This window comes from Brevibacillus aydinogluensis (assembly GCF_961514395.1).
GTDB classification, from domain to species: Bacteria; Bacillota; Bacilli; order Brevibacillales; family Brevibacillaceae; genus Brevibacillus; species Brevibacillus aydinogluensis.
On the sequence record NZ_OY569118.1, the window covers coordinates 2,510,177 to 2,535,644 of the forward strand.

Annotated in this window: 25 protein-coding genes; 7 read left to right on the plus strand and 18 right to left on the minus strand. The window is 57.5% G+C overall.

What is annotated here, in order from left to right:
- The first annotated feature begins 11 nt into the window (after nt 1-11).
- Nucleotides 12-266 (plus strand): alpha/beta-type small acid-soluble spore protein, encoded by a 255-nt coding sequence (locus tag Q7F15_RS12370; protein WP_171566512.1) that lies wholly within the window; start codon nt 12-14, stop codon nt 264-266.
- A 77-nt stretch (nt 267-343) separates the two neighbouring features.
- Here Q7F15_RS12370 and Q7F15_RS12375 read toward each other — a convergent pair whose 3' ends face one another.
- The 5 genes from Q7F15_RS12375 to Q7F15_RS12395 form a co-directional block, all read right to left on the minus strand.
- On the minus strand, nt 344-841 hold the full coding sequence (locus Q7F15_RS12375) for a hypothetical protein (RefSeq protein WP_171566511.1): 498 nt from the start codon (nt 839-841) through the stop codon (nt 344-346).
- A gap of 204 nt (nt 842-1,045) precedes the next feature.
- Entirely contained in the window at nt 1,046-1,234 is a 189-nt protein-coding gene (locus Q7F15_RS12380; RefSeq protein ID WP_171566510.1) for a hypothetical protein, read from the minus strand.
- A gap of 177 nt (nt 1,235-1,411) precedes the next feature.
- Complete coding sequence (locus Q7F15_RS12385; protein ID WP_171566509.1) at nt 1,412-2,206, minus strand: carbon-nitrogen family hydrolase; 795 nt, start codon at nt 2,204-2,206, stop codon at nt 1,412-1,414.
- Nucleotides 2,207-2,337: 131 nt separating this feature from the next.
- Nucleotides 2,338-2,622 carry a LysM peptidoglycan-binding domain-containing protein gene (locus Q7F15_RS12390; protein ID WP_171566508.1) on the minus strand — a complete coding sequence of 95 codons (285 nt, stop codon included), beginning with the start codon at nt 2,620-2,622 and terminating at the stop codon, nt 2,338-2,340.
- 264 nt (nt 2,623-2,886) lie between these two features.
- Nucleotides 2,887-4,422 carry a fumarate hydratase gene (locus tag Q7F15_RS12395; RefSeq protein ID WP_171566507.1) on the minus strand — a complete coding sequence of 512 codons (1,536 nt, stop codon included), beginning with the start codon at nt 4,420-4,422 and terminating at the stop codon, nt 2,887-2,889.
- A gap of 287 nt (nt 4,423-4,709) precedes the next feature.
- Here Q7F15_RS12395 and Q7F15_RS12400 point away from each other — a divergent pair, with 287 nt between their 5' ends.
- The 3 genes from Q7F15_RS12400 to Q7F15_RS12410 all read left to right on the plus strand — a co-directional run bounded on the left by Q7F15_RS12400 (nt 4,710) and on the right by Q7F15_RS12410 (nt 9,443).
- Nucleotides 4,710-6,635, plus strand: a complete 1,926-nt coding sequence (locus tag Q7F15_RS12400) for an LTA synthase family protein (RefSeq protein ID WP_304414436.1) — start codon at nt 4,710-4,712, stop codon at nt 6,633-6,635.
- Nucleotides 6,636-6,765: 130 nt separating this feature from the next.
- On the plus strand, nt 6,766-8,715 hold the full coding sequence (locus Q7F15_RS12405; protein ID WP_304414437.1) for a beta-propeller domain-containing protein: 1,950 nt from the start codon (nt 6,766-6,768) through the stop codon (nt 8,713-8,715).
- A gap of 41 nt (nt 8,716-8,756) precedes the next feature.
- Nucleotides 8,757-9,443, plus strand: a complete 687-nt coding sequence (locus Q7F15_RS12410) for a tetratricopeptide repeat protein (protein WP_304414438.1) — start codon at nt 8,757-8,759, stop codon at nt 9,441-9,443.
- Nucleotides 9,444-9,469: 26 nt separating this feature from the next.
- On the opposite strand, the gene Q7F15_RS12415 is transcribed toward Q7F15_RS12410, so the two are convergent.
- The 13 genes from Q7F15_RS12415 to Q7F15_RS12475 form a co-directional block, all read right to left on the minus strand.
- Complete coding sequence (locus Q7F15_RS12415; RefSeq protein ID WP_171566503.1) at nt 9,470-10,162, minus strand: MBL fold metallo-hydrolase; 693 nt, start codon at nt 10,160-10,162, stop codon at nt 9,470-9,472.
- 88 nt (nt 10,163-10,250) lie between these two features.
- A complete protein-coding gene (locus Q7F15_RS12420; protein WP_371808905.1) occupies nt 10,251-11,054 on the minus strand; it encodes an ABC transporter ATP-binding protein in 804 nt (267 codons plus the stop codon).
- A gap of 179 nt (nt 11,055-11,233) precedes the next feature.
- Nucleotides 11,234-11,770 (minus strand): hypothetical protein, encoded by a 537-nt coding sequence (locus Q7F15_RS12425; RefSeq protein ID WP_212132785.1) that lies wholly within the window; start codon nt 11,768-11,770, stop codon nt 11,234-11,236.
- An 18-nt stretch (nt 11,771-11,788) separates the two neighbouring features.
- Nucleotides 11,789-13,072: a transglutaminase-like domain-containing protein gene (locus Q7F15_RS12430; RefSeq protein ID WP_171566501.1), complete on the minus strand. Its 1,284-nt coding sequence runs from the start codon at nt 13,070-13,072 to the stop codon at nt 11,789-11,791.
- Between the two features lie 82 nt (nt 13,073-13,154).
- On the minus strand, nt 13,155-14,555 hold the full coding sequence (locus Q7F15_RS12435; protein WP_171566500.1) for a DCC1-like thiol-disulfide oxidoreductase family protein: 1,401 nt from the start codon (nt 14,553-14,555) through the stop codon (nt 13,155-13,157).
- Between the two features lie 21 nt (nt 14,556-14,576).
- On the minus strand, nt 14,577-15,263 hold the full coding sequence (locus Q7F15_RS12440) for a DUF5819 family protein (RefSeq protein WP_304414439.1): 687 nt from the start codon (nt 15,261-15,263) through the stop codon (nt 14,577-14,579).
- 97 nt (nt 15,264-15,360) lie between these two features.
- On the minus strand, nt 15,361-15,669 hold the full coding sequence (locus Q7F15_RS12445) for a hypothetical protein (protein WP_171566498.1): 309 nt from the start codon (nt 15,667-15,669) through the stop codon (nt 15,361-15,363).
- A gap of 314 nt (nt 15,670-15,983) precedes the next feature.
- Nucleotides 15,984-17,513 (minus strand): amino acid permease, encoded by a 1,530-nt coding sequence (locus tag Q7F15_RS12450; protein WP_171566497.1) that lies wholly within the window; start codon nt 17,511-17,513, stop codon nt 15,984-15,986.
- A 19-nt stretch (nt 17,514-17,532) separates the two neighbouring features.
- Nucleotides 17,533-17,670 carry a hypothetical protein gene (locus Q7F15_RS12455; protein ID WP_171566496.1) on the minus strand — a complete coding sequence of 46 codons (138 nt, stop codon included), beginning with the start codon at nt 17,668-17,670 and terminating at the stop codon, nt 17,533-17,535.
- 53 nt (nt 17,671-17,723) lie between these two features.
- Nucleotides 17,724-18,491, minus strand: coding sequence for an SDR family NAD(P)-dependent oxidoreductase (locus Q7F15_RS12460; RefSeq protein WP_171566495.1), 768 nt, complete (start codon nt 18,489-18,491; stop codon nt 17,724-17,726).
- A gap of 13 nt (nt 18,492-18,504) precedes the next feature.
- Nucleotides 18,505-19,890 (minus strand): glutamine synthetase family protein, encoded by a 1,386-nt coding sequence (locus tag Q7F15_RS12465; protein ID WP_230076791.1) that lies wholly within the window; start codon nt 19,888-19,890, stop codon nt 18,505-18,507.
- 46 nt (nt 19,891-19,936) lie between these two features.
- Nucleotides 19,937-21,394 carry an NAD-dependent succinate-semialdehyde dehydrogenase gene (locus Q7F15_RS12470; RefSeq protein WP_409978418.1) on the minus strand — a complete coding sequence of 486 codons (1,458 nt, stop codon included), beginning with the start codon at nt 21,392-21,394 and terminating at the stop codon, nt 19,937-19,939.
- A gap of 465 nt (nt 21,395-21,859) precedes the next feature.
- Nucleotides 21,860-22,201 (minus strand): carboxymuconolactone decarboxylase family protein, encoded by a 342-nt coding sequence (locus tag Q7F15_RS12475; protein ID WP_171566492.1) that lies wholly within the window; start codon nt 22,199-22,201, stop codon nt 21,860-21,862.
- Nucleotides 22,202-22,642: 441 nt separating this feature from the next.
- Between Q7F15_RS12475 and Q7F15_RS12480 the strand changes: the two genes are divergently transcribed.
- From Q7F15_RS12480 to Q7F15_RS12490, 3 genes are all read left to right on the plus strand, one after another.
- Nucleotides 22,643-22,993, plus strand: coding sequence for a hypothetical protein (locus Q7F15_RS12480; protein WP_171566490.1), 351 nt, complete (start codon nt 22,643-22,645; stop codon nt 22,991-22,993).
- 361 nt (nt 22,994-23,354) lie between these two features.
- Nucleotides 23,355-24,860: a histidine ammonia-lyase gene (gene hutH, locus Q7F15_RS12485; RefSeq protein ID WP_171566489.1), complete on the plus strand. Its 1,506-nt coding sequence runs from the start codon at nt 23,355-23,357 to the stop codon at nt 24,858-24,860.
- Nucleotides 24,861-25,039: 179 nt separating this feature from the next.
- The gene (locus Q7F15_RS12490; protein WP_171566488.1) at nt 25,040-25,456 is read left to right on the plus strand and encodes a thiol-disulfide oxidoreductase DCC family protein; all 417 of its coding nucleotides are present in this window, start codon (nt 25,040-25,042) and stop codon (nt 25,454-25,456) included.
- Nucleotides 25,457-25,468 lie beyond the last annotated feature (12 nt).

A 25,468-nucleotide genomic window follows, 5' to 3' on the forward strand; every position in this document is an offset into this window, starting at 1 on the left:
GGTGATGATCGATGAGCAGGCGCAGACGTCCCCTCGTCCCGCAGGCACAGCACGGGCTGGACCGGCTGAAAGCCAAGGCGGCCGGGGTGAACGACCCTGAGCAGGCCAAGTATGAAGTGGCAAAAGAGCTGAACATTCCCCTGACGAGCGGCTACAACGGCCACCTCACCGCCCACAGCGCCGGCCGAATCGGCGGTCAACTGGGCGGCAGCATGGTCAAGGAACTGGTGCGGTTGGCCTTGGAGCGGATGAAATCTCATCCGTGACCCTAATCCGCACAGCCAGGGTGATACGCATAATGAACAAGGACGGGCGCTCCCCGTCCTTTTCGTGTACAGACCGTTTATTTCATTGTTTGAAAACTCCCTCCAAGATACTCCCCGGTTTCCGCATCATACATGCCAGTGGCCAAGCAGTTTTGGATCAGGCCGAAACGAGGATGTTCCAGCCCATTTGGATAATAGACCTGAACAGCCAAGACTACGCGATCTTTGGCGATTTCGGTGGAAACGGCGTCATCTCCCGTAAGTTTCACAAATTGCTCGTACGTCATGTACTCGGTCAGCTTCACTTCCGCGTTATGTTCTTCCAGGTATTTATCGTCAAGAACACCGCTTTTGGTGGCTTTGAAGGACTGGCTATGCACGGCTAATTTGTCAGCGTTCCCTTTTAGAATGGGTTCAGGATTTTTGTCGAGCGGCTTACTGTCGGCTTTTACCTCCGCGTACGCTTTCGGAGTGACTGCGTCCTCGTTTCCGTCGCCTTGAAATGCGAACGCATAAGCACCGACCGATCCAACCAAAACGAACGCGAGAGACAGCGAAAGTATCTTCCTGTTCATTTTGTTCATCTCCTTCCCACAGTTTTAAGACGTCAGGAAATTCCTATTCGTTCCAGTTCATTTTCGGATGTTCCCCTAACGCCGCCGTGTTGCCCGCTGTCATTGGTTGTTTTCACTGCCGTTCCGTTTACAAGTGAAAAAGAAGTGAAAAAGGAACCGCTTGACGTCCATCGCGGTTCCCCTGTGATTTTTGTATGGTGCGCTTTAGCGCAGACGATCAAATTGTTTGGCCCTCGGCTTGCGCGGCCCGAACATAGAGCGGCTGATGTCGTTTACCCTGTGGAAGGAATCGAACATCTGGTCGAGCACTTCCACCAGCTCGCGAATCTGCACCACTTTGCCGTAGACACCGTCAAAATGGTGGCGAATCGTTTTGCTGTTCAGTCGTAACAATGACCGCACCTCCTTCGGTTCCTCTCTTATCACCCTATGCCGCATGGGCCTGAAAGGAAATGTGGAGGCAGCAGCCGCTATCGCCCATTTTTGGCGGCAGGTGTGCCGATCAAGTGCCAGCTGTTTGAAATGCGCGTCACTTCCTGGCCGCTCGCAGCCCGTGCCCAACAAGGCTGGTTACAGCTCGTACAGTTCAGTACGCCGATCGGCAAACACGGGAATCCGTCCCCGCACCTCGTCCACCAGCGCGAGGTCCAGCTCGGCGAACACAATCTCCTCCTGCTGCATCCCTTCCGCGATCACTTCCCCCCACGGATTCACCACCATCGAATGACCGCAGAACGTGTTGCCGCCACCCTCGCCGACGCGGTTGCAGGCGACGACGTACATCTGGTTTTCGATCGCGCGCGCAATCAGCAGTTGGCGCCAGTGATCAAGCCGGGGGTGAGGCCACTGCGCGGGCACGCACATGACTTTGGCCCCTTTGAGCGCGTGGACGCGCAGCCACTCCGGAAAACGGATGTCGTAACAGATGACAGAACCCGCCGTCTGTCCGTCCAGTATGTACAATCCAGGCTTCTCTCCCGCCGCCAGGTACTTTTCTTCGTCCATCAGGCGAAACAGATGAGCTTTGGAATAGGAACCCGCCAGATTTCCTTCCCGGTCAAACACAAACGTGGTGTTGTAGACGCGCCCGTCGCGGCGTTCGGCAACGGAACCGCCGATGACGTGGGCCTTCAGTTGCACGGCAACTTCCCGCAGCAGCGTTTTTGCGCGCTCGCCATTGTCATCTGCGATTTCGTCCAGGCGGGTCAGATCGTACCCTGTATCCCACAGTTCAGGCAAAACCACCAGATCCGGCTGCTGCTTGGCCTCCGCCAATTGGTTTACCAACCTGCGCACCGTTGCCGCATTCAGGTCAGGCCGGCCGAACGCGATATCCATCTGCAGCAAGGCAACATTCCACTTCATGCTTCTCCCCCCTATTAATATTGTCTTTATCGTAGCTTTCCGCTATCGGGAGTTCAAGTGTAATCTCGCTCGGCGCATGCGGCCGGTGCAAAAAAATCCCGAGGAAATTCCTCGGGAGACGAACGGGTCGTTTACGAGCGAGGGCGCGGGCGGCCTTCCAGACGGGTGACGCGCACTTCCAGGCGTTCCACACGGCGGTCCAGTTCGCGCACCTGTGCCTCCAGGCGGCGCAGGCGGCGGTCTACGTCATCACGCGGCGGTGTCGGCGATTCGCGGATTGGAATAAAAAGCGTCTGGCCAATGTAGATAAAGAATGGAGGCTGAAGGTTGTTGGCGCGGATCAGATCCTGCACCGACACTCCAAAGCGGGCAGCGATTGAATTTAGCGTGTCGCCGGGGCGGACTACATAATTCACGCATGACCATCTCCTTTTGGGATAGTAATTCGTTAATAACCTATTCCTGCCTGCGAAGCGAGGAGATAAACCAATACCCAATTTCAGCAGATTGGTCAAACACCCATGAAATTCGCCGTGACAGGCTCTGCCCATTCGATGTCGGCAAATGCCAGCGGTGAGGCAACGGATGAAGGTTGCTTCTTCAGAACGCCCCTTGGTTGCGGATGAAAAAAACCTTTGGCCCCCGCAGCAGGTGACCAAAGGTTTTTGACCGTATATCCGTTACGATTTGAAGACTGGCTCGGCAAACTGCGCCAGCTTTTCCTTCGAGCTTTTTTCCACGTCGGCATGCAGGCTGTTGCCGTGTGCGTCCATCGTGACGATGGCGGCAAAGCCCTTGACGCGCAGGTGCCACATCGCTTCCGGAATGCCGAATTCCATAAAGTCGACGCCTTCCACTTCTTCAATACAATCGGCATAGTACTGAGCCGCACCGCCAATCGCATTGAGGTAGACGGCACCGTGTTCCTGCAGTGCCTTCAGCGTTTTGGCTCCCATGCCGCCTTTTCCGATGACGGCGCGGATGCCGAATTTCTTGATAATGTCGCCTTGGTACGGCTCTTCGCGAATCGACGTGGTCGGACCGGCAGCCTTTACGTGCCACTTGCCCGCCTCGTCTTTCAGCATCACCGGACCGCAGTGGTAGATGATGCCGCCGTTCAGGTCGACCGGACAGTCGTGATCCATCAGATACTTGTGCAGGGCGTCGCGTCCCGTGTGCATCAGACCGTTGATGATGACCACGTCGCCCACTTTCAGGCTGCGGATCTGCTCTTCCGTGATCGGCGCCTCCAGCACCACTTCGCGGCGTTCGCCGGCTGGCTGCTCGATGCTGGTCGGCGTCATGTCCATGGAGACCGCTTCATCCTTGTACAGATAGCGGATGATCTCGCCCGTTTCTGCGTTGAGACGCACACCCTGACGGCGGAACGCCCAGCAGTTGTATGCAACGGAGACGAAGAAGCTGGCCGGCAGGCGGTTTTCTACGCCGATTTTGCAGCCGAGGAGCGTGGAATTGCCGCCGAAGCCCATCGTCCCGATCCCCAGTTGGTTGGCCGCTTCCATGATGTAATTCTCCAGCTCAGCCAGGGTCGGGTTTGGATTGACATCGTCAACGCGGCGGAACAATTGATGCTTGGCCAGCGCGTAACCGGACGTCCGGTCGCCGCCGATGCCGACGCCGATGAAGCCGGCACTGCATCCCTGTCCTTGGGCCTGGTAGACGGCGTGCAGGATGCACTTGCGAATGCCATCCAAGTCGCGGCCGGCCTTGCCAAGCCCCTCCAGTTCACAGGGGAGCGAGTACTGGATGTTCTTGTTTTCGCAGCCGCCTCCCTTGAGGATCAACTTGACTTCGATCTCGTCTTCTTCCCATTGTTCAAAGTGAATGACCGGCGTACCCGGACCCAGGTTGTTTCCGCTGTTTTCACCGGTGAGGGAGTCCACGGAATTGGGACGCAGTTTCCCGGTTTTGGTCGCTTCGGCAATCGCTTCGTGAATCGCTTTTTTGATCACCAGTTGATTGACGCCGACCGGTGTTTTGATTTCAAAGGTAGGCATGCCGGTATCTTGGCAGATCGGCGAGACGTTTTCCTCCGCCATTGTGATGTTTTGCGCAATGGTGGACAAAGACAGAGCGGCACGAGTGCCCATATCTTCTTTCGCTTTCGCAGCGTTGATCGCGCGGCGCACATCCGGTGGCAGGTTGGTGGACGTCTCCGTAATCAGTTCCAGAATGCTTTGTTTTAGCTTTTCCATCTATGTCGCCCCTTTTTGACCAAGTGGTGTGTGCGAGGTAGCGTAAGCCGCCTACTATTATATCACACCCGCCCCCCTCTGTCCGTAGATTGTATGCACTTACATGGAGGAATGGAAAAAAGCAAGCATCATCTTTGACTTGTGAACCGGTGCAAACGGGATTATCATGTCAAGAGGGGCAGATCGACATAAAAAGAGTTCTCGCTAAGAAACAGGAAAATCAGCGCATTGGAAGAATATGTTAATACGAAGGACAAGGTTTGTTCATAGAGTAGAGAGGTAGGGTCATGAAAGAAAAACAGCTTGTACGAAACATCACCTACTTGCTTCAGGCGAAGATCGACTTCATCCTGCTCGTCGCCATCTTTGCCTGGAAAGTGCCGTTGTTTTACCGCATCGTCAACATGAATCTGGACATCATCGTGTACGCCATCTCCCTGTTGGCCGTGGCAACCCTGTTGATCTGTCGCAACGCGCTTCCGTTTGCCTTCCGATTCGCGTATGTGATGCTGGTCGACCTGGTGTTGAGCACGCTGATGTTTATCGATTCCATTTACCTCAGCTACTTCCACGACGTCACGTCGGTCAGCCTGCTGCGCCAGATCGGGCAGGTGAGCGAACTTGGCGGCAGCATCTGGACGCTTGTGGACGGAAGATATGCCTTCTATTTTGCCGACATTCCGCTGCTGATACTCTTGTACTATACCAAGATGAAGCAGATGCTGTCTGCACATCGCGGACCGGTCTGGAAGACGGCAAGCCGGATATTTGCGATGGTGATCGTGTTTCTGCTGGTGTTTGGTTCCACGATCAACATCGAGCGGACACTGGCAAAGGTGCCTTCCCTGCTGGACTCCCGCTATTCCAACAAGGCGGTCTTAAAGGAATTGGGCATCTACCACTATCACCTGTTTGACGTCTATCAATACGTGAACCGCGCCCTAAAGAACCGAAAGGCCACACCGGAAGAGATCAACGACGTGAAGAACTGGTTTGCCGCTGAAAACGTCAAATGGCAGACCGGTCCCCTATTCGGAAAGGCCAACGGGCAAAACCTGATCGTCATCCAGGAAGAATCGCTGCAGGCGTTTGTCGTGAATCTGAAGATCAACGGTCAGGAGGTAACGCCCAATCTGAACAAGCTGATTCGCGAAGGCGTTTACTATTCCAACTACTACGACCAGACGTACCACGGCCGCACGTCCGACGGCGAATTTACCTCGCTGGTGTCGCTCTACCCGTCTTCGGTGCCCGGCAGCATCTACTTTAACTTTGCCGAAAACGAGTTTGATTCGCTGCCCAAGACGCTCAAGCAAGCGGGGTACACCACCTTTTCGGCGCACGCCTATGCCGGCTCCTATTGGAATCGCGCGGTGATGCACCGCAATCTCGGTTTTGAACAGTCCATGTTTATGGAGAGTCTGGAAAAAGGCGAAAAGGTCGGCTGGGGCTTGTCAGACGGGGACTTTTTCAAGCAGATGGGCGAAAAGCTGAAGGAACTGCCGCAGCCTTTCTTCGCCTTCCTGGTCTCGCTGTCCAACCACCATCCGTACAACGAAGTGCCGGCTGCCTACAAAACGCTGCAGTTGGGCGAGCTGGAAGGAACGATGATGGGAGATTACCTGCATTCCGTGCACTATGCGGATCAGGCGCTCGGCGAATTTATTGAATCGCTGAAAAAAAGCGGACTGTACGACTCCTCCGTGCTGGCTGTGTACGGCGATCACGACGCCGGTCTGCCCAACGAGGAATTGGCGCGCATCGGCATTCAGCCGCAGTACGGCCAACTGTACGACAAAGTGCCCCTGGTGATTCACAGCTCTGCCCTGGGCAAGAAAAACGGGACCGTCGACGAACAGGTTGCCGGCCATCTGGATTTGACTCCTTCGCTCCTGTACCTGTTGGGCATACCTCAGGAAGGCCATTACTTCATGGGACAGCGGCTCTTCGATGTCCCCTCCGGCAACAACAAGCTGGTGGTCTTCCGGGACGGCTCCTACGTGACGCAGAACCATGTGTTCGTGGTTCAGAACGGCATGTTGGAGGAGGGGCGGTTTCTTGACAGAATCAGCGGCAAACCGGTCGACAGAGAAATGCCTCAACAAGATACGCTGGCGGCACAAACCCGGCTGCGCATCTCCGATTTGATCCTGGAGAGCAACCTGATTCCTTCCTTACAAGCAAAACAAGAACAGCAAAGCAGCGACGATTGACTGGACTCCTGCCGCTGACAGGACTCCTGCGCAAAAACCCGGCATGTATGCCGGGTTTTTTGCCGTTTTGGACGTGCTGAAACAATTTTTGTCGCTCTCCCGTCTTATGAGTATCGAAAGGGGGATGTGCATGAAAAAACCCGTCACGTGGTTCTTGGCCTGCGTTCTCCTGTATGCGGCCATGCCTGCTTTCGTCGCCCCGAGCGGGAACAGCATCCAACAGGCAGCCGCTGCAGGCGCAGATGAGCTGCCTGTCATCGGCACGTACGAGCATCTGAAACAGCTGCTGAAAACCAATTGGGAGCATTTCTCCTTTGCAGAAGCGCAGAAATCGGCGGCCGCTGCCCCTCCTGCTGCGGGCCGCGCCGACAGAATCGCTGCCTATTCCGCAACCAACGTCCAGGTGCAGGGCGTCGACGAAGCGGACGTGGTCAAGACGGACGGCACCTATCTGTATCAGGCGACACCAGATGACGTGCGGATCATCCGGGCCTCTCCCGCAAACGCCATGAAACTGATGAGCCGTCTAACCTACCAGGACGGTCAGTTTCGTCCGCTCGAACTCTACGTGGACGAGAAGCGGCTGATCGTGATCGGCCACTCGAACGCTCCCGCGCTGAGCGGGAATTCCCGCCTTGCCGCCCACGTGCCGGCGGCAGTGCAGGCGCTGGTGTATGACATCAAAGACAAGCAGAACCCGAAATTGACGCGGCGGTTGGAGCTGGACGGCGAGTACCTCTCCTCGCGCAAAATCGGGTCCAGTCTCTACCTGATCGCCAACAAGCGAATCAATCCCCACCTCATCCTGGAACAAAATGAAGAAGCGCCGGGACCTGTCTACCGCGACAGCGCTCGCGGTGATGACTATCAAACCATTCCCTATCAGGAGATCCGCTATTTCCCGGAGGCGATCCAACCGGCATACCTGCTGGCAGCGGGCATCAATCTGGATGATCCCCGTCATCCCCTGTCGGTGCACGCCTATCTGGGTGCGGGCGAAAACATCTACGCCTCTCCCAGCAATCTGTACGTCGCCGTCACCGCACAGCCGGCTCCTGCCGAGGGCGTCAAAGCGTTCAAACGGGCACTCCTGCCCCAACCGCTGCCGCCCGACAACACAAGTACGGCCGTGTACCGGTTTGCGCTGAAAAACGGAACGCTCTCCCTTGACGGCAAAGGTATGGTTCCCGGCCGCATCCTCAACCAGTTCTCCATGGACGAACACGGCACATACCTGCGGATCGCCACCACCAGCGGCGATGTCTGGCGCACAGACGAAGGCATCTCGAAAAACAACCTGTACGTGCTGGACGAACGGTTGAACATCACAGGCAAGCTGGAAGGGATTGCACCGGGGGAACGCATCTACTCCGTCCGCTTCATGGGTGAACGGGCGTACATGGTTACGTTTAAAAAAGTGGACCCGCTGTTTGTCATCGACCTGAAGCAGCCCAATGCGCCCACTGTTTTGGGCGCGCTGAAAATCCCCGGCTACAGCGACTACCTGCATCCCTACGACGAGCACCACATCATCGGCTTCGGCAAGGATGCCATCGCTGACAAGGAATGGGCCTACTACCAGGGGATGAAAGTGGCGCTTTTCGACGTCACGGATGTGAACAACCCGAAGGAAGCGTTCAAGACGGTGATCGGCGATCGCGGCACGGACTCGGACCTCTTGTCCAACCACAAGGCGCTGCTCTTCTCTTTGGAGAAGCACCTGCTCGCCTTTCCGGTTACGGTGCGTGAGCTGACGGACGCACAGAAGACAGCCGGCGACTTCCGCGGGTACGGGCAGTTTGTTTTCCAGGGGGCGTACGTCTACCGGCTTGATCTGCAGCACGGTTTTACGCTGCGCGGCCGGATCACGCACCTGAGCGCGGCCGATTACAAGCAGGCCGGCGTCGACTGGTACGAGAGCGAGAAAAACGTACAGCGCATCCTCTTGATTGGCGATACGCTGTACACTGTTTCCCGCGCTGCTGTCGAGGCCCACGACCTGTCCACGATGCAGAAGCTGGGCAGCCTCTCTCTTTCCAATTGCCACAAATATCTGTCACGTCTGCAAGATCTGTGCTAAGATGATTAGCAGATGCAGCAGTGAGAAAGGGTGTCAACCGCTTGGAATATTTAGACCTGAACGTCACATCGACACTGTCCGGCGTAGCGGCCGTGCTGCTCGTGGCTTTCTTCAGGCTACACTGGCCGTTTCGCTTTCAATACATTGGCAATCTGTACAAACGCCATCCGGAAAAGCGGATGCGCTGGCTGGACGCCTCCTACCGGCGGAACCGCTCCCGTTCCGTGGCGATGCTGGACAAATCAACGCACGAGATCATGGCCGGCAACTACGAACTGGCGGAAAGATACATTGTGCAGGGACTGAACATCTGCAAGGAACAGCCGTCCCTGTTTAACCAGGCGTTGATTCACTATCTGTTTTTCAATCTGGCCTACGTCTACTTCAGCCTCGGGCGTTACAGCGAAGCCCTGGAGATCGCCTTTCGCGTCTATCAGCGCGATCACGGCATGACCGACTCGCTCGGCGTTATCGCCTGCTCCCACGCCCGGCTGGGGGAAATCGACAGCGCGCTGGAAGCCTTTCGCCTGATCGACGGCAAACGTTCGTCGCGCGACTGGAAGTTGTTTTGTCTGGCCGAAATCGAAGCGGCCAAAGGCAACTACGAGCGGGCCATCACCCACGTGCACCAGTTGATGACCCATGCCGGTGTCGCGCTCTGTCTGAACCGGGCCGAGCTGGAAAAGCGGGTGCAAGAATGGACAAAAGCCTCTACCCATGCCGGGTGAGGCTTTTTTTCGCTTGCTGGCGCTTTTTACGGCTGGCGGGCCAAGGCGATCAGTTCCTGCAGAAACGGAGCGATGTCGCCCGAAAGAACGGTGCCATGACCGGTGGCGAGCTGCTCAATCGGCCAGCTGAGCAGCATTTCCAGGCCTTCCGCCATGCCGGCCGCCTTCTCCGGCTCCTGCTCTTTCCAGCGAAGGAGAAACTGCCGCCACGATTCCCGCAGGTCCGCCCCGTAATCGACCACTCGCTGCATCGGCTTGGCAAAAAAGCTGAGGTGATCGCCGATAAAACATACTTTGGTTTCGGGGTCAAAAAAAGCGACGGAACCTGCGGTATGAAACGGAAGTTGGCGAAATTGCAGCAGCGGCAGGTCCCCGCCGGTACCGGTAAATGTATGTCCGAACAAGGTTTGGGAAAAATCGTCCAGCTCGTAATAGTCATCCAGGTGAATCCAATTGTGACGGGAGGGGAACAGGTCGGCGTTTCCGATGTGGTCAGCGTGTCGGTGCGTGAAGTACACGTAACCGATTTGCTCCGGTTTGACTCCAATCTCCGCAAGCGCCTGCTGAAAATAGGAGCGGTGCTTGCGCAGATGGGAGTCAATCAGCACAAACGCGTTGTTTTTGGCGATCACATAGCTGTTGATGTAGCTTTTCCACGCTTCTTCATAGGTGAGAATGGCCCAGGTGGAATCGGCTATCAACGCGGTTACATTGGTCAAGCCTCCATCTCTCCTCTCCTTCCAAAATGTCATTGATTCTACCTAGTATTATACACGAATGCGGAGAGGCATGCCGTCGAAAAAGCGGCTAACAAGCGGACGACGTCTCTGCCAGACTGACCCAGGTCCTCCCCTGTGCCTGCCGAATCGCGATCGGCACACCGAAGAAGCGGCTCAGTTCGGCTTCTGTCAAGACGTCAGCCGTTCGCCCCGCCCGGTCCACCTCGCCGTTTTTCAGCAGCAGGGCATGCGTGAAGCACGGCAGGATTTCTTCGATGTGATGGGTGACGTACAAGAGCGTGGGACCGTCCGGCTGACGAGCGATCTGGCTGATCATGTCCAGCAGCTGTTCCCGGGCCAGCAGGTCGAGACCGGTACACGGCTCATCCAATATCAAAAGGCGCGGCGATGCCATCAGCGCCCGGGCGATCAGCACCTTTTGCCGTTCTCCCTGGGAGAGCGTCCGGTAGGGGCTGTGGATGAGCGATGCACACCCAAACATCTCCAGCAGTTCCGCTGCCTTTTGCAGATCACCCTCCTTAGGCACCGAGTACAACCCGATGCTCGCCTCCCTGCCGCTGAGGACGACCCGCAGTGCCGTCTCGCGTTCGTGCAGTCGGGCCATCAGTGCTGAGCTGACCCAGCCGATTGATTTTCGCACCTCACGGAGGTCCACCGTGCCGTAGCGCTGGCCCAATACAGAGACCTGCCCCGCCGTCGGCCACTCGTAGCCGCAGATGATGTTCAGCAGGCTGGTCTTGCCGGAGCCGTTCTGCCCCACCAGACACCAGTGCTCTCCTTGTTTTACCTGCCAATTGATCCCGCGCAGGATATACCTCTCCTCTCGCTGCCAGGAAACGTCCCGCAGTTCGATGGCCAGCTGTTCGTTCATCTCTCTCCACTCCTTTACGCGAAACATTTTGATTATTATGAGTATACAAGGATACGAGCGGAATCGCACGAATTTCTTTTTCCATCAAGTGCAGAGGAACATCTGCCATCCAGTAAAGACAAAACAGCCACCCGGCAATGAAGACTGCGGGATGGCTGTTCTGGCGGCTGCCGGTTTCTTTAGGCCAATCCGTTATGTTCCAGGCAGGTCTGCTCCGTTCCCTGCGGCGCTTCCTTGATAAACCGCTCGTAAGGCAGATAAACCGCCAAAAAAAGCGTAAAGACATAGAGCAGCATCTCCACCACTTCCAGCAAACTGGTGACGAATCCGGTGCCGTTTACAAGCTCGGCCGAGTAATACAGCCAGGGAACCAGCCAGGTGGTCACACATGCAGCCGTCCCCACCTTAAACGGCGCCTGCTTCACCTTTTTTCCCGACAGGTGAACGATGAGACTGAACGTAACGAAATGGCACATCACGTTGAGCAGGGTCATCACCAATTGACCGGTTTGCTCGGGCGGCAGCGAGGCGGCCTGCCACAGCGTCACCAAAAGCGGCTTTACGGCGGGCTCGATCGCTTGGAACGCCAGCACGCACAAGGTAAACAGCAGGGAACTGAGGACAATCCCCAACAGCGAATACTGAGCCCATTTGCCCCAGGCCATCTTCCCTTCACGGTTCCACCGCTGCTTGATCAAACTGTACGACATTTTCACAACGACGCCCTCCCTGGGTCAGTAAAGTTGAAAGCTTGACAGCAGACTTAACGTCATCAGGACAGCAAACAGATACGTCACCCAATACGCTTCCCGCCGCAGGATCAGCGTCAGCAGCAACAGGGTAAAGAAGGCGGTGCTGAGGGTATTGAGCCTCTCCAGCCGCATCTGAAACAGCGACAGTCCGTGATACAAAAACAGAAAGAGGAAAAACAGCACAAACGAGATGCGCTTGATCCACAGGGACGCGGCGGAACCAAACGCGGTCTCATGCACCCGCCAGGTCCCCATGTAATCCGACACCTTGTCGGGTTCGGGTTTTCCGGAAAACCGGACATATGCCGGCTGCAGGTAGGGCGCGTTTCCCTGCTGGGATCGGTAGCCCCAGGCCAGCATTTCTCCCCCGACCATGAACGACTGGTACCCCTCAGGCACGGGGGGCTGAGTGTCATCCGGGTAGGCGGGGATCAGCGGCAGACTGCTGTCGAAGCTGAAGATGATCCGCTTGCCTTCCAGATTGCCGAAATAACTGCGGCCTGAGCTTCTCGTCCCGTAGCGGGTGACGAAGGCGAGCTGTTTCACCGGATTTTTCATCACGGCGGCTACGCTGGCATCAACCGGAATCCAGCCTACCCCGTCGACGAAAAACTCGTTCCACGCATGCGGCTGGAATGTACCAGTCGCCCATGCGCCGATCACCGTCCGGCAGGGAATGTCCAACGACCGGCAATAGGCTGCGAACAAAAACGCAAACTCGCCGCAGTCTCCTTTTTTGTGGCAGCGCATCGCCAGCGCGCCCCGTTCCTGCGGCGGCCAGTGATAGCGATAATGAGCGACAATGTGGTCAAATAATCTGCGCGCCTGTTCGATCGGCTCGCGAGCGTCTCCGACGATGCGCAGCGCCTCTTCGCGAATCTCATCGGTCACCGGTACGAGCGGGGTGGAGCGCAGGTAAAACTGCCGCTCCTCATCGGTCAGTACCGCCGCCCCGTCCGTTTCGCGCACCGTCTGGTCCCCCGACGCTTTAACAGGGACAAGCCGCGTCTCGTACGCGTCAAAGGAAAACGAAAGCACGACCCGCTGCCCCGCGCCAATTTCATAGTAGGCGAGCGGGTTGCCGGTCGGCAGCAGAGCCGTTTCCTGCGGAGGCGTCTGCGACAGGATGCGAATGTTGCGCTGTGACATACTGGGTGCGGGCAGGGCCAGCCACAAATCCACCTGCGAACGCTGCCGATTGTCGTACGTGTAGTCGATCCGATATGTTTTTGTCTTCTTGTACACGAGCTGGTACCGCTGTTCCATCATAGCCCTCCTTTTGTTCTTGCTGCGCTCCTGCCGTATGCGAACGAGGCCGTATCACGCCTTGACTTACGCGTCCTTCTGGTTACGCGTCCTGTTTGGCCGGGCGCGCTTGCGGCAAATAGCAGGCGTCATCGCAGCCGCCGGCAGGCAGGATCGTCCGCCGGGAAGCGACGAAATCATACGCCTTCTGGCCGATGCCGAGCAGGTTGGCCAGGCACAGGAGCGGACTGATCGGCCACATAGGCACCAGCCGCTTGCTGATCTGGATGAAGGCGTGGATGCCGTCACGCATGACCATGTCGTTCACCCGCCTGCTGTGCATCCGCTGTTCCGCCTTTTGCGGGTCCAGGCCGTACACGTCGCAGACGCCAGGTTCCCGGAACGAGACAAAGCGCAGCAGTCCGAACCAGTCGAGCTTCTTCAGCGTCCGGACCGAAGCTTGACACATCGGGCACCAGCCGTCGTAAAACACGATCACTCGCTGAGCCCGTACCGGCTCCATGCGCCCGAGCCTACGGGTGCGGGTCAGAAGCGCCAGACGGACGCGGCGCCACAGCCGGGCCAGGCCATTATGCATGCGCAGGTACTCCCGGTCGGTAATCAGCAAAAAGTCGATCATGCACATAATCGCCGAGAAGGTGATCAGCCCCATGACGACGGCGATGCCGGTGTGAAAGGCAATCACGCCGCCGACGACCAGGTACTTCGTGATGCGGTTGAACAACAGGAACGGAAACGCCAGCTTGACGATGATTGCAGCGTATGTCGACAGCACGATGAGGACGTCGTTATGAAGGATCAGGTCTCGGAAAAACGGGTGGCTGTACTCGTCCACCTGCAGGATATAGTACACCGCCGTTCCGTTGTGCCAGACCTCCCCCATCACCTGGTACAGGCCGGAGGCGAGGTACATGATGCACAGGTTGACGATGCAGAACAGCACGGCGAAGTTGTGCAGCACCGCCTTGATTTTGTACCACATGGTGTGTTCCACCAGCGGACGACGGCGCCAGTATTCTTTTGCATCTGCGGAAAAGTAGGCGGTCGTGTTGGCAAACAGCAGATAGAACAGCACCAGCCGCAGGATGTTGTCGCCGCCGTCTGAAATGAGCACGTTGCGGTCCATCAGCGAGATGGTGAAGATAAAGTTCAGCACCGAGATGATGCGCCCTTTCCAGCCGATCAGGTAGAGGATGGTGACGACAATTCCCAAGTGATAGATCAGGTCAAAATAGGCCAGCGAAGGACTGAACATGTACAGCGAGTACGAATGGTCTTTCATGGAAGCGGCCACGTAGGTCTCGTGGTCAATCAACCCCGCGTCCGACCAGAGCAGGTAGCGCTGCGCGTAATGGATCAGGTACATGTACAGAATGATCAGGCCAAATCCGATTCGCGCCAGCGACGCCCCGATCAAAAACTCTTCGCGGTACAGCCAATCCAACCAGTGACGCTTGGTGTTGGCGCGCAAGGCGTTACCCATGTACGGACTCCCCCTTCTCTATCAGATTGAAGACACCACAGGTTCATATCGTTTCCAGTCAAACTCCACGTACTGACTTTCGACCTCATAGTTGGGATTGTGGCGTTCCGAAAACGGCTTGCTGGAGCGGATGAGGACACGCAGGCGAATCGAATCCACGTCCTGGCCGGCAAAGTACTTGGGTACATTGGAAAAGCCGTAGCGGTACAACAGGTGCACCCCTTGTTTTCGATATTCATCCAGAAGCTCCAGATCCTCTTTGGGGAGCTTCAGATCTTCCTTGTTTCGCTTTTGTTTCTTTTCTTCAAACATGTTGATCACGTCATCCTGATGAAACGCCTGCGTGAACGCGCCCCCGCCGAAACGCATGATGCGGTTGATGGGCGAAAAGCGATCTTCCCAGTTGGCGGTGATCAGCGGGGTGGTGATGTCGACCCAGCCGCTTTCCACCAGGCTGCCGTTGGCGTCCTTTACTTTTGCCTGTATGTAAATCGTTCTGTTATGGCTCACCGGATTGGGAGCAAACAAGTGCCAGTTTTGCGAAAAAAGCGGATGGGTATAGCTGTCGACGATGTGCCGCCATTTGTTTGTCAGCGGGTTAAACGGTATCACGTGCAGCAGGACCATGCTGAAATGCCACAGCATCAGGGCAACCAGCAATACGGGAAAACACACAAGCAGTCGCTTTTGCCATTTGCCGAGTTCCACGCGAATTGACCACCTTTCCAGACAGGTTGGAGAAGGGAAAAGAGAGGGAGAGTCCTAGACACGGACGCTCCCCTCTTTTTTGTCAGTCAAACCGGGTTTAGTTGTCAAACACAACTTCCAGGTTTTGGTTGGCGTGCAGAGGCACAGTGGACCATCTTTGTTGATACTTTTTGTGCGCCCATGCAGCAGCTTTCTCGCCGACGTATTTCCCGACACCTGCAGCTACGCCGGTCAGGGCGGCTACGCCGATGGCAGGAAGAACTTGCGGCTGGACGGAACCGACCTTTTCAACCGACGCGAAGTTGGCAGAGGTTTGAACGTTGGTGGAAGCCGCGCCGACCGATGCGGACAGCATGCCGCCGGACACGAGGGTAAGAGCAAGGGCGACCGTGACGACCTTTTTCACGAACAATAACCTCCTCATTATTGATAAACAGATAAAATCGATGTGTGTTCCCTTCATTCATCAATCCGCCCTAAGCCGGGTGGGCTGGCCAGCCTTTTTTCAAGGAAGTACACGAAAAGACACCCTTATCCTTAATTGGCGAATTTTTGAAGATGCGGGAACAATTTCATTATAGACCACTTGTCCAAACGACGTAAATTTCTAATTTTCGCATTTTACTAAAAATAGTTCTATTCTCTCATAATTGCATCTGAACGTATGACTGTCAGCACAGAAACAGCCCCTCCAAGATTGGAAGGGCTGGTCGTTTCCGCTCATTTTTCAAACCGTGACTCCTGTCGCTTAATCTCCTCCTCCGACGTGTCGAGCGCTGCCTGCGGCCCCGGGAAGTGACGGCGATAGTAGGCCAGATCCATGACCAGCAGGAGCAGGAACATGCCGATCAAGGCGAAACCTGCGTTTTGATTGGGCGGAATTACCATTACGATGCTGATAAAGACGATCCAGATGAGACTGATCACGTTAATCGGCTTGCTCCATGTACCGAGATTCCACGGGCCGTAATGCTCGGGCCGGAACAGACCTTTTGCCTCCGCCCGCAGTTTCAGGTAGAGCGGGATGCCGTAGGCAACGTACAAACCGACGACGCTCACCGCGGTCAGAAAAGCGAGCGTGGTGTAGCTGGTATCCGGATTGATCCGTTTCAAAATGTAGTCGAAAAGTGCCAGGGCAAAGGACAGGATAACCACCAGCCAGATCGCCTTGGCCGGCGTGCGGTACCGGACGGAGATTTGTGCCCAATGGCGGCTCCACGGAATACCCTTGTCGCGGGAAAACGCGTACAGCATCCGGGAAAACGAGGTGACAGACGAGAGGCCGCAAAACCACATCGCAAACGTCACCAGCCAGAGCACCGCCGTCCCGAACGTCCCGCCCAGCGCTTCGCTGATGACGTAGATAAAGGCGTTCTCCGCCCCGCTCGCGGCGGCCGCGTCCTTGATGGAGAGAGTCACAAAGGCCAGCATCACAAATCCGAAGATGAATGAAAAGGCTACGGAACTGAAAATGCCCCAGGCGGCGCGAACCCGCGGGTTGATCGTTTCCTCGATCGTGTGGGCGGATGCGTCGTAGCCGGTAAATGTCCACTGCGCCTGCAGCAGACCGATCAGGAACGCCAGGGCGTACGGTTTGTCAGAGAACGTCTGCCCCACCTGGAACAGATAGTCCAACGGCTGCAGTTCGTGCCGGGAGAAGAAGGCCAGGCTGCCTACCAGAATGACGACGACGCCGATGTGGTACCAGGCGGAAAAGTCGTTCAGCCTGGCCACTAGGCGAATCCCGATGTGATTGAACACGCCGTGCAGCAGCAGGGTGATCCCAAACAGCACCAATGTCGTCGTCTCCGTGGACGTATACCCGAACGTGCCGGCCAAAAGCGGATCGGCAAACAGGGCGAACGAGTAGTCAATCCCGGCGACGATCCCGATCTGGCCGATCAGGTTGATCCAGGCGGTGTACCATCCCCAGCGCTTGTTGGCGAGGATGGCTGCCCAGTGGTACAGCGCCCCCGCAGTCGGGATGGCGGAGGCCAGTTCGGCCATGGAAGCGGCGATCAGCAGGACGAACAGGGCGACGATCGTCCAGCCGAAGCCCATCATGCCCGGCCCGCCGTAGGTAAGGCCGTGGCCGTAGAGCGACACCGCTCCGGTGAGAATCGAGATGATGGAAAACGAAATCGCGAAATTGGAGAATCCCCCCATGTCACGCAGCAGTTCCTGGGCATATCCGAACCTGTTCAGGTCCTTCTTGTCCTCCAGAATCTGTTGCTGTTTGTCTCGTTGCATCCGCGACTCCTCCTTTCGCTCAGGTGTTCCGGTTGGAACCGATAAAACTCTCGTGCCGGCTTTCGTCAAACCGGCGAACGCTTTCATTGGCGCGGTAGCCGATCGCGACTGCCACACCGATTGTCAGCAGTAACAGGACCAGGCCCAGCAGCAGCATCCCGCTTCCCTCCCCCTGTCGTTATGAAGAACGTCCCGGACCAGCCGGGCTGCTTAAAAGTAGTTGCAAGTGATGCCGCCGTCCACGTTCAGAATCGCCCCGTTGGTCCAGTCGGACTCGTCGGAGGCGAGATAGACGGCACAGTGAACGATGTCTTCCGGTTTGCCGAAACGGCCGGACGGCTGCCGGCTCAGACGGATGCGCCGGGCCTCTTCGTCGTTTACCAGCCATTCGGTCAACAGCGGCGTTTCGATCGGACCGGGACAGATGGCGTTGGCACGGACTCCTTTGGGACGGAATTGGATGGCCAGTGAGCGCGTCAGCGAAACGACCGCCCCTTTGGAAGCGGTGTAGGCATCCTGCGGGACGCTGCAGCCCATGAAGGCCACAAATGAGGCAATGTTGATAATCGAGCCTTTGCCCTGCCGGATCATCGCCGGAATCACGTGCTTGCACATCAGAAACGTGCCGCGCACGTTGACGGCCATCACGCGGTCCCACACCTCGACGGGCGTATCCAGGACGGAGTGATCCTCCGCAGGCATGATCCCCGCATTGTTGTACAGAACGTCAATCCTGCCATACCGCTCCAGGGTGGCGTTTACAGCCGCCTTGACACTCTCCTCGTCAGCCACATCGCAGACGAACAGCGACGCGTCGCCGCCCGCCGCCTGTACCCGTTCCACCGTCGTCCTGCCAGCCGATTCGCTGATTTCAAAGACGGCCACCTTGGCTCCTTCAGCCGCAAACATGGCTGCCGCCGTTTGTCCCATGCCGCTGCCTGCTCCGGTGATGACGCACACTTTGTCCTGCAAACGCATATTTGCCTCCTCCTCATCCCTGTTCGAAATAACGGGCCCGCTCCCACGCCGTCACCACGGTGTTGAACGCCTGCTGTTCCACCCGGGCCATGTTGTAGTAGTGCTCGGCAACCGTTTCGCCAAATACGCGGCGAACCGCTTCGCTCTCCCGCCACAAATTCATCGCCTCGTAAAGCGAGTACGGCACCCGCGGAACGCCCTCGGCCAAGTAGGCGTTGCCCCGCCACTCCCCTGGCAGCGGCAGCCTTTCCTCCACGCCGAGCAGACCTGATCCGATCATCGCTGCGTACGCCAGATACGGGTTGATGTCCGCGCCCGGAATCCGCGACTCGATCCGCAGGCTGCTGCCCTCACCCACGATGCGGAAACCGGCGGTACGGTTGTCGCGGCTCCACACTGCGTGCACCGGTGCCCAGCTATCCGGGGCATAACGCTTGTACGCGTTGACTGTCGACGCATAGAAAAGCGAAAACTCCCGTACGTGGGCCATCACTCCGGCGAGGAAATGCTGCATCAGCGCCGACATGCCGTACGGCTGGCTCTGGTCATCAAAAAACAGATTGGACCTGCCGTCTGCATCCCACAAGCTGAGGTGCAGGTGGCCGCTGGAGCCGGTCCACTGGTGGTGGGGTTTGGCCATAAACGTAACGGCGCAGTCTTCCAGGATGCAGATTTCCTTTGCCCCGTGCTTGAACAGCACGTGCCAGTCGGCCGACTGCAGCGCATCCGCATAGTGGATGTTAATCTCGTGCTGGCCGACATACGCTTCTCCCTTGGACGATTCGACGGGAATGCCCGCTGCCAGCATCAGATTCCGAATTTTCCGTAAAATGTGTTCATTTCTCGTTCCCTGCAGCAGATTGTAGTCCTCGTTGTAATGGCCGGCCGGCTGCAGCTCCTCGTACCCGCCGCGATGAATCTCTTCGTACGTCTGCCGGAACAGGTAAAACTCCAGTTCGCTCGCCATGAACGGCCTGAATCCCAGCTTTGCCGCTTTTTCCAGCTGCTGTTTCAGCACACTGCGCGGCGCGATGGGAATCAACTGGCCGGTCTGTTCATCCACTGCGTCGGCCAGGACGAGTGCCGTCTTCTCCTGCCAGGGCACGATTCTAAGCGTGCTCCAGTCAGGCATCGCCAGCCAATCGCCATACCCGCTCTCCCAGTTCATCAGCGCGTAGCCGGGCGGCGTATTCATCTCCATATCGGTCCCCAACAGGTAGGTGCAAAAGTGCGTCCCTTTGCGCAGACCGCTGCGCAGGCAGTAATCGGCCGTCAACCGCTTTCCCATCAGACGTCCCTGCATGTCGACGATGGCGATCATCAAATTGTCAATCTCGCCTCTGCGCATGGCGTGCTCCAATTCTTCCACGCTCAGCAGTCCTCTTGCTGATTCCGTCATCGATACCCACTCCTCTCTATGGCATCGTCAGGTTGACCTTCCCCTCTCAATCAGGCAGTGTCAAAGCAACGTATTTGACGTCCATGAATTCGGCCAAGCCGTGATGCCCGCCTTCGCGCCCAACGCCGCTTTCCTTGATCCCGCCGAACGGCGCCTGCGGAACGCTGAGCGACGTGCCATTTACCGCCACCATGCCAAACTCCAGCGCTTCACTCATCCGCCAGGAGCGGCCCAAATCGCGCGTGAAGACGTACGCTGCCAACCCGTACGGGGTCTCGTTGGCCCAGCGGAGTACCTCTTCCTCTGATGCAAAACGGACAATGGGGGCAATCGGGCCGAAAATTTCCTCGCGGGTGACGGCCATGGCACGGGTGACGCCGTCCAGCACGGTGGGTGCAAAGAAATGGCCGCGAGCATACGCCCCCGCCGTCAGCCGGTAACCGCCCGTCAGGACGCGCGCGCCTTTTTCACGGGCGTCCGCCACCAACTGCTCTGCCCGGTGAACGGCGTTCTCGTCGATCAGCGGCCCCACCTGCACGCACGGTTCCGTCCCCGCACCCACCCGCAAATGGCGCACCCGGGCGACGATCCGCTCGGTCAGCGCGTCTGCGATCTCCTGGTGGGCGTAAATGACGTTGATCCCGTTGCACATCTGTCCGGCATTTTCAAACTTGTTGGCGACGATGGCTTCGGCTGCCCGCTCCAGATCGGCATCGGGAAAGACGATCACCGGGGCGTTTCCGCCCAGTTCCAGCGAAAGCCGCTTGACCTGGTCGGCCGCCCTGCGCATCAACTGCTTGCCCACTTCCGTAGAGCCGGTAAACGAAATTTTGCGTACACGGGAGTCAGACAGCCACGTGCCGCCAATCGCATCGGCCGCGCCCGTCACCAGGTTGGCCGCTCCGGCGGGCAGCCCCGTCTCCATCAGACGATCGAACAGCGCTACGGCAATCAACGGCGTCTGCCGTGCCGGCTTCAGCACTGCGGTGCATCCCGCCGCGAGCGCCGGAGCCATTTTGCGCGCCACCATCGCGGCCGGGTAGTTCCACGGCGTGATCAGCGCGGCTACACCTACGGGCTGGCGCAGCACCATGATGCGCTGCTGGTGTCTGGAGGCGGGAATCACCTCACCGTATGCGCGTTTTCCCTCTTCGGCGTACCAGCGGATAAACGCAGCGGCACCTTCGAGCTCGTCACGCGCTTCATCCAGCGGCTTGCCCTGTTCCGCTGTCAACAGTTCCGCCAGCACGTCCCGGTCCCGGACGATCCGCTCGGCCCACTCCATGAGGTAACCGGCGCGCGTTTGGGCTGGAAGCTGAGCCCATTGCGGAAAGGCCTGTGCCGCCGCATCGACGGCCAGCCGCGCTTCTCGTTCGCCTCCCAGCGGCACCCTGCCGACCATCTCTCCCGTCGCGGGATTCGTCACGTCCAGCGCAGTCGGCAGGCAGTGTTTCTCCCCGTTGATCCAGCAGTGATTCCACTGATCCTGCAATCCGTTCGTCACTGCCATTCCTCCTCTCGGCACGACATTTCTACAGCTTGTGCAGCGATTAGTACATTGTACGTGCCATTTGACCGGCTATACCTGAGAAGTGAGCCAAGCAGACAATCCCATATTTTTACATAAAAGCAGAGCAGCCCCTGTCGGGCTGCTCCGCACAAACTGAAGACAACGTGCTTTTTTATCGTGGAGGTTGCATGGAGGTTGGCAAGGCCTGCACACCGATCAACCGAAGGTGGAGAAAAAGGACATGGCATGGAGTGATGGACCAAGCGAGCTCCTTTGACGACCTGCCCAGCGGAAAAACGAAAGACGCGGGGAAGACAGGGGGTACAGGTCTCACTTCCTCGAAATACCCAGATGTTTGCCCCCTGCCCGCGTCGCGTTTTGAAGCGGACGCTATCTACTTTCTTTGCTGGTCGTCAAGAGAGCGAGCGGTCCCGATCACCCATGCGCCACGTACTTTGTCTACACGCTGAGCTTTTTTTCTTCCATGACCTCATGGATCAATATGACGCCGTGCGACAGCGTCGTCCCCCCACCGAACGCCCCTGCCACTGCCACAGTCTCGGTAATTTCTCGTTCGCTCGCGCCTTCCGCCAGCGCCGCTTCCAGGTGATAGACAATGCAGTGCTCATTTCCGGCGAACAGCGAGATGCCGAGTGCCATCAGGTGCTTCTCCTTTGACGACAGCTCGCCAGGGGAAAAACACTCGCTGGTAAACCGGTTATAAGCGTTCAGCGCTTCGGGCATCATTCGTCCAAACGCCTGCAATCCTTCCCGATACTGCTCTGACAAGTAGTGCTCCATTTCCAGTCTCCTTTGATGATTCGTTGATTCGTTTGGCAGATAGGTTTCCCCAAACGAACCGCTTCATGCAGGAGCGCGTCACGCAAAAACGCCGCTCACTGGGAACGGCGTCGCTGCGTATTATTTGTTTAGGAGCGGCACCGGCCACCGCAGCCGCAGCCGCAACTGGAACTGGAGCGGTAGGACGACGAGTCGCATCCGCACGAACTGCAACCCGTGCTCTCATACATGCAGCGTTCGTAGTAGTGGCGCATTCTCCGTTTGTGGTGCGAGTACAGTTCGTAGTACTTGCCGTATTTTCGGCGATGATGACGGTACTGCTCGCATCTTTGCTTGTAGTGATGCATCCGCTCCTGGTGGTAATAGTATTTTTCCCAATCGCGGTCGCTGCCCCTCCTTCTGTCATGCCTGCGCCATTCGGAACTGGGCGGGTGCGGCATATTGGGGCTGACGTTCGGCGGCCTGAAGGGCACGTTGGGCCGAACACACGGTGGTCTCCTCGGTATGTTGGGCGATGGCATATTCGGCGACGGCATGTTCGGCGACGGCATGTTCGGCGACGGCATGTTCGGCGACGGCATGTTCGGTGACGGCATGTTCGGCGACGGCATGTTCGGCGACGGCATGTTCGGCGACGGCATGTTTGGCGACGGCATGTTCGGTGACGGCATGTTCGGCGACGGCATATGTGGCAGCGGCTTTTCCTTCGGCTTCCGTTTGGGCATTGGCATCGCCGGAGGCATCGGCGGAATCTTGCGTCGTTTCTCCACAGTCACACATCCTTTCTGGTAAAATCGCACAGTACATGGTATGACATTCACCCTCTCCGAGAAACGACACCTGCCTACTTATACCGAATTAGCTGAGCCCGTTTTTTGCCTTTGCCGAGCAAACGCCGTGACGGGATTCCCCCTTGACTGCTTGTCTCGATCAGGTACAATTAAAAAAGATGAAATCATCTAAATATTCGAGAGGACAGAAAGTAGGGAAACGCATGCCAGGCGGGCGTCTCGCACGTTTTGCCAACTGCATAGATACCCTGAAAGAGGGGATAGGATCAAACATCCTATCCCCTCTTCCTTTTTGTTCTCTGCTTTGCTAACGCAGAAAAAACCATGTGCATGACACACTAATTGGTAAAAGGAGGACAAACATGAGCAATCAACAAACCGTCATTTTTCTGGATGGCAATCATTTGTCGATTGATCAGGTGACAGCCATTGCCCGCTGCGGGGCAAAAATCCAACTCACCCCCGAAGCGGCAGAACAGGTCCGCCGCTCCCGCTCCCTGGTGGACCGCATGGTGCGGGAACGTCGCGTGGTGTACGGCATTACCACCGGTTTTGGCAAATTTTCCGACGTCGTCATTCCCGACGCGGACATTCACCAACTGCAGGAAAACCTGATTGTCAGCCACGCCTGCGCCATGGGGGAGCCCTATCCGGCAGAGGTGGTCCGGGCGATCATGGCCCTGCGCATCAACGCGCTGGCCAAAGGGTATTCCGGCATAAGAGAAGAAACGCTGCAATTGTTGGTCGAGATGTGCAATCGTGGCGTCCACCCCATCATCCCCCAACAGGGATCACTCGGCGCCAGCGGGGACCTCGCCCCGCTCGCCCACATGGTGCTGGTGATGTTGGGCAAGGGAGAAGCGGAATATCAGGGCAAGCGCCTGTCCGGCGCAGAGGCACTGCAAGCCGCCGGCCTGGAGCCGATCCGCCTGGAGGCCAAGGAAGGATTGGCACTGATCAACGGCACGCAGGCGATGACAGCCTTGCTCGCCATCGCCCTGCATGACGCCCGCATCCTGATGGAGAGCGCCGAGGTGATCGCCGCGATGACCGTGGAGGCGCTGCGCGGCATCCCGAAAGCGTTTGATCCGCAGCTCCATCTCACCCGCCCGCATCCGGGGCAGCAGGAGTCAGCGCGCCGGCTGCTGGCTCACCTGCACGGCAGCGAACGAACAACCGCTCCGGGCGAACTGCGCGTCCAGGACGCGTACAGCCTTCGCTGCATTCCCCAGGTCCACGGAGCGACGCGCGACGCACTGGAATACGTCTGGACGGCCGTCACACGGGAATGCAACAGCGTTACCGACAATCCCATCCTCTTCTCCGACACCGGAGAGGTGATCTCGGGCGGCAACTTCCACGGTCAGCCCATGGCGCTGGCAGCCGATTTTCTCGCCATTGCGATCGCCGAGTTGGCCAACATTTCCGAACGGCGAACAGAACGGCTGGTCAATCCGCAGCTCAGCGGTCTGCCCGGTTTTTTGACGGAACACGGCGGACTGCACTCCGGGTTCATGATCACCCAATACGCTGCGGCGTCGATCGTCTCGGAGAACAAGGTCTTGTGCCATCCCGCTTCAGTCGACTCGATCCCCTCCTCAGCCAACCAGGAGGATCACGTCAGCATGGGCACGACAGCTGCGCGCAAACTGCGCACCGTTGTCGCCAATACGGCCAAGGTGCTGGCGATCGAATACCTGGCGGCTGCCCAGGCAATCGAGTTTGGCAGCGGCCGATTGGGAGAGGGCACACAGCGGGCCTATGAGCTCATCCGTCGCGAAATTCCGCGCCTGACGGAAGACCGGGAGATGCACGTCGACATGGCCAAAGCAGAAGAGCTGATCCGAAGCGGTGTGCTGGTCTGGTAAGGTTTTATGAAACCGCCTCCATCGTTTCCAGACAATGGAGAAGCAGCCGCAGATCTGGTATGCTGAAAGGGGGAGGAAACTGCGGCGGCTCGCAACCAGATGATGCCGTCTGCGGTTGGCCTGACACGTTCATGCCCCTCCTCTTTCGCACCGATTTTACGTGACAGGAGGCGCTTACGATGAACAAGCCGCCCCGCTCGGAAGTCATCCTGCTGTTTGACGGCGTCTGCAACCTCTGCCACGGCGCTGTCCGGTTTATCATCCCGCGCGATCCAGCCGGACAGATCCGCTTCGCTTCGCTTCAGTCGGAGACAGCCCGCCATCTGCTCGCCGGACACAGCTTTCTCGCAGACGAGCTGCGCACCGTCGTGCTGATCGATGGAGACCGGCTGTACACCCGCTCTGACGCAATCCTTCGCGTCGGCCGCAAGCTGAACGGGTGGTGGCCTCTGCTCTCCTCGCTGGGACTAATGATTCCCCGTCCTGTACGGGACTGTGTGTACAACTGGATTGCCCGCAACCGCTATCGCTGGTTTGGACGAAAGGAACAATGCCTGCTGCCCACACCGGAGATCCGAAAGCGTTTTGTGGAGTGAGAAGGTCATGAG

What these genes read in the sequence shown, in the direction of transcription:
- hutH (WP_171566489.1), top strand. Translation starts at nt 23,355, where the DNA reads ATGAGCAATCAACAAACCGTCATTTTTCTGGATGGCAATCATTTGTCG.
- Q7F15_RS12465 (WP_230076791.1), bottom strand. Translation starts at nt 19,890, where the DNA reads ATGACGGAATCAGCAAGAGGACTGCTGAGCGTGGAAGAATTGGAGCAC.
- Q7F15_RS12405 (WP_304414437.1), top strand. Translation starts at nt 6,766, where the DNA reads ATGAAAAAACCCGTCACGTGGTTCTTGGCCTGCGTTCTCCTGTATGCG.
- Q7F15_RS12490 (WP_171566488.1), top strand. Translation starts at nt 25,040, where the DNA reads ATGAACAAGCCGCCCCGCTCGGAAGTCATCCTGCTGTTTGACGGCGTC.
- Q7F15_RS12375 (WP_171566511.1), bottom strand. Translation starts at nt 841, where the DNA reads ATGAACAGGAAGATACTTTCGCTGTCTCTCGCGTTCGTTTTGGTTGGA.
- Q7F15_RS12455 (WP_171566496.1), bottom strand. Translation starts at nt 17,670, where the DNA reads ATGCTGCTGCTGGGCCTGGTCCTGTTACTGCTGACAATCGGTGTGGCA.
- Q7F15_RS12460 (WP_171566495.1), bottom strand. Translation starts at nt 18,491, where the DNA reads ATGCGTTTGCAGGACAAAGTGTGCGTCATCACCGGAGCAGGCAGCGGC.
- Q7F15_RS12475 (WP_171566492.1), bottom strand. Translation starts at nt 22,201, where the DNA reads ATGGAGCACTACTTGTCAGAGCAGTATCGGGAAGGATTGCAGGCGTTT.
- Q7F15_RS12430 (WP_171566501.1), bottom strand. Translation starts at nt 13,072, where the DNA reads ATGGAACAGCGGTACCAGCTCGTGTACAAGAAGACAAAAACATATCGG.
- Q7F15_RS12420 (WP_371808905.1), bottom strand. Translation starts at nt 11,054, where the DNA reads ATGAACGAACAGCTGGCCATCGAACTGCGGGACGTTTCCTGGCAGCGA.
- Q7F15_RS12450 (WP_171566497.1), bottom strand. Translation starts at nt 17,513, where the DNA reads ATGCAACGAGACAAACAGCAACAGATTCTGGAGGACAAGAAGGACCTG.
- Q7F15_RS12400 (WP_304414436.1), top strand. Translation starts at nt 4,710, where the DNA reads ATGAAAGAAAAACAGCTTGTACGAAACATCACCTACTTGCTTCAGGCG.
- Q7F15_RS12395 (WP_171566507.1), bottom strand. Translation starts at nt 4,422, where the DNA reads ATGGAAAAGCTAAAACAAAGCATTCTGGAACTGATTACGGAGACGTCC.
- Q7F15_RS12385 (WP_171566509.1), bottom strand. Translation starts at nt 2,206, where the DNA reads ATGAAGTGGAATGTTGCCTTGCTGCAGATGGATATCGCGTTCGGCCGG.
- Q7F15_RS12370 (WP_171566512.1), top strand. Translation starts at nt 12, where the DNA reads ATGAGCAGGCGCAGACGTCCCCTCGTCCCGCAGGCACAGCACGGGCTG.
- Q7F15_RS12435 (WP_171566500.1), bottom strand. Translation starts at nt 14,555, where the DNA reads ATGGGTAACGCCTTGCGCGCCAACACCAAGCGTCACTGGTTGGATTGG.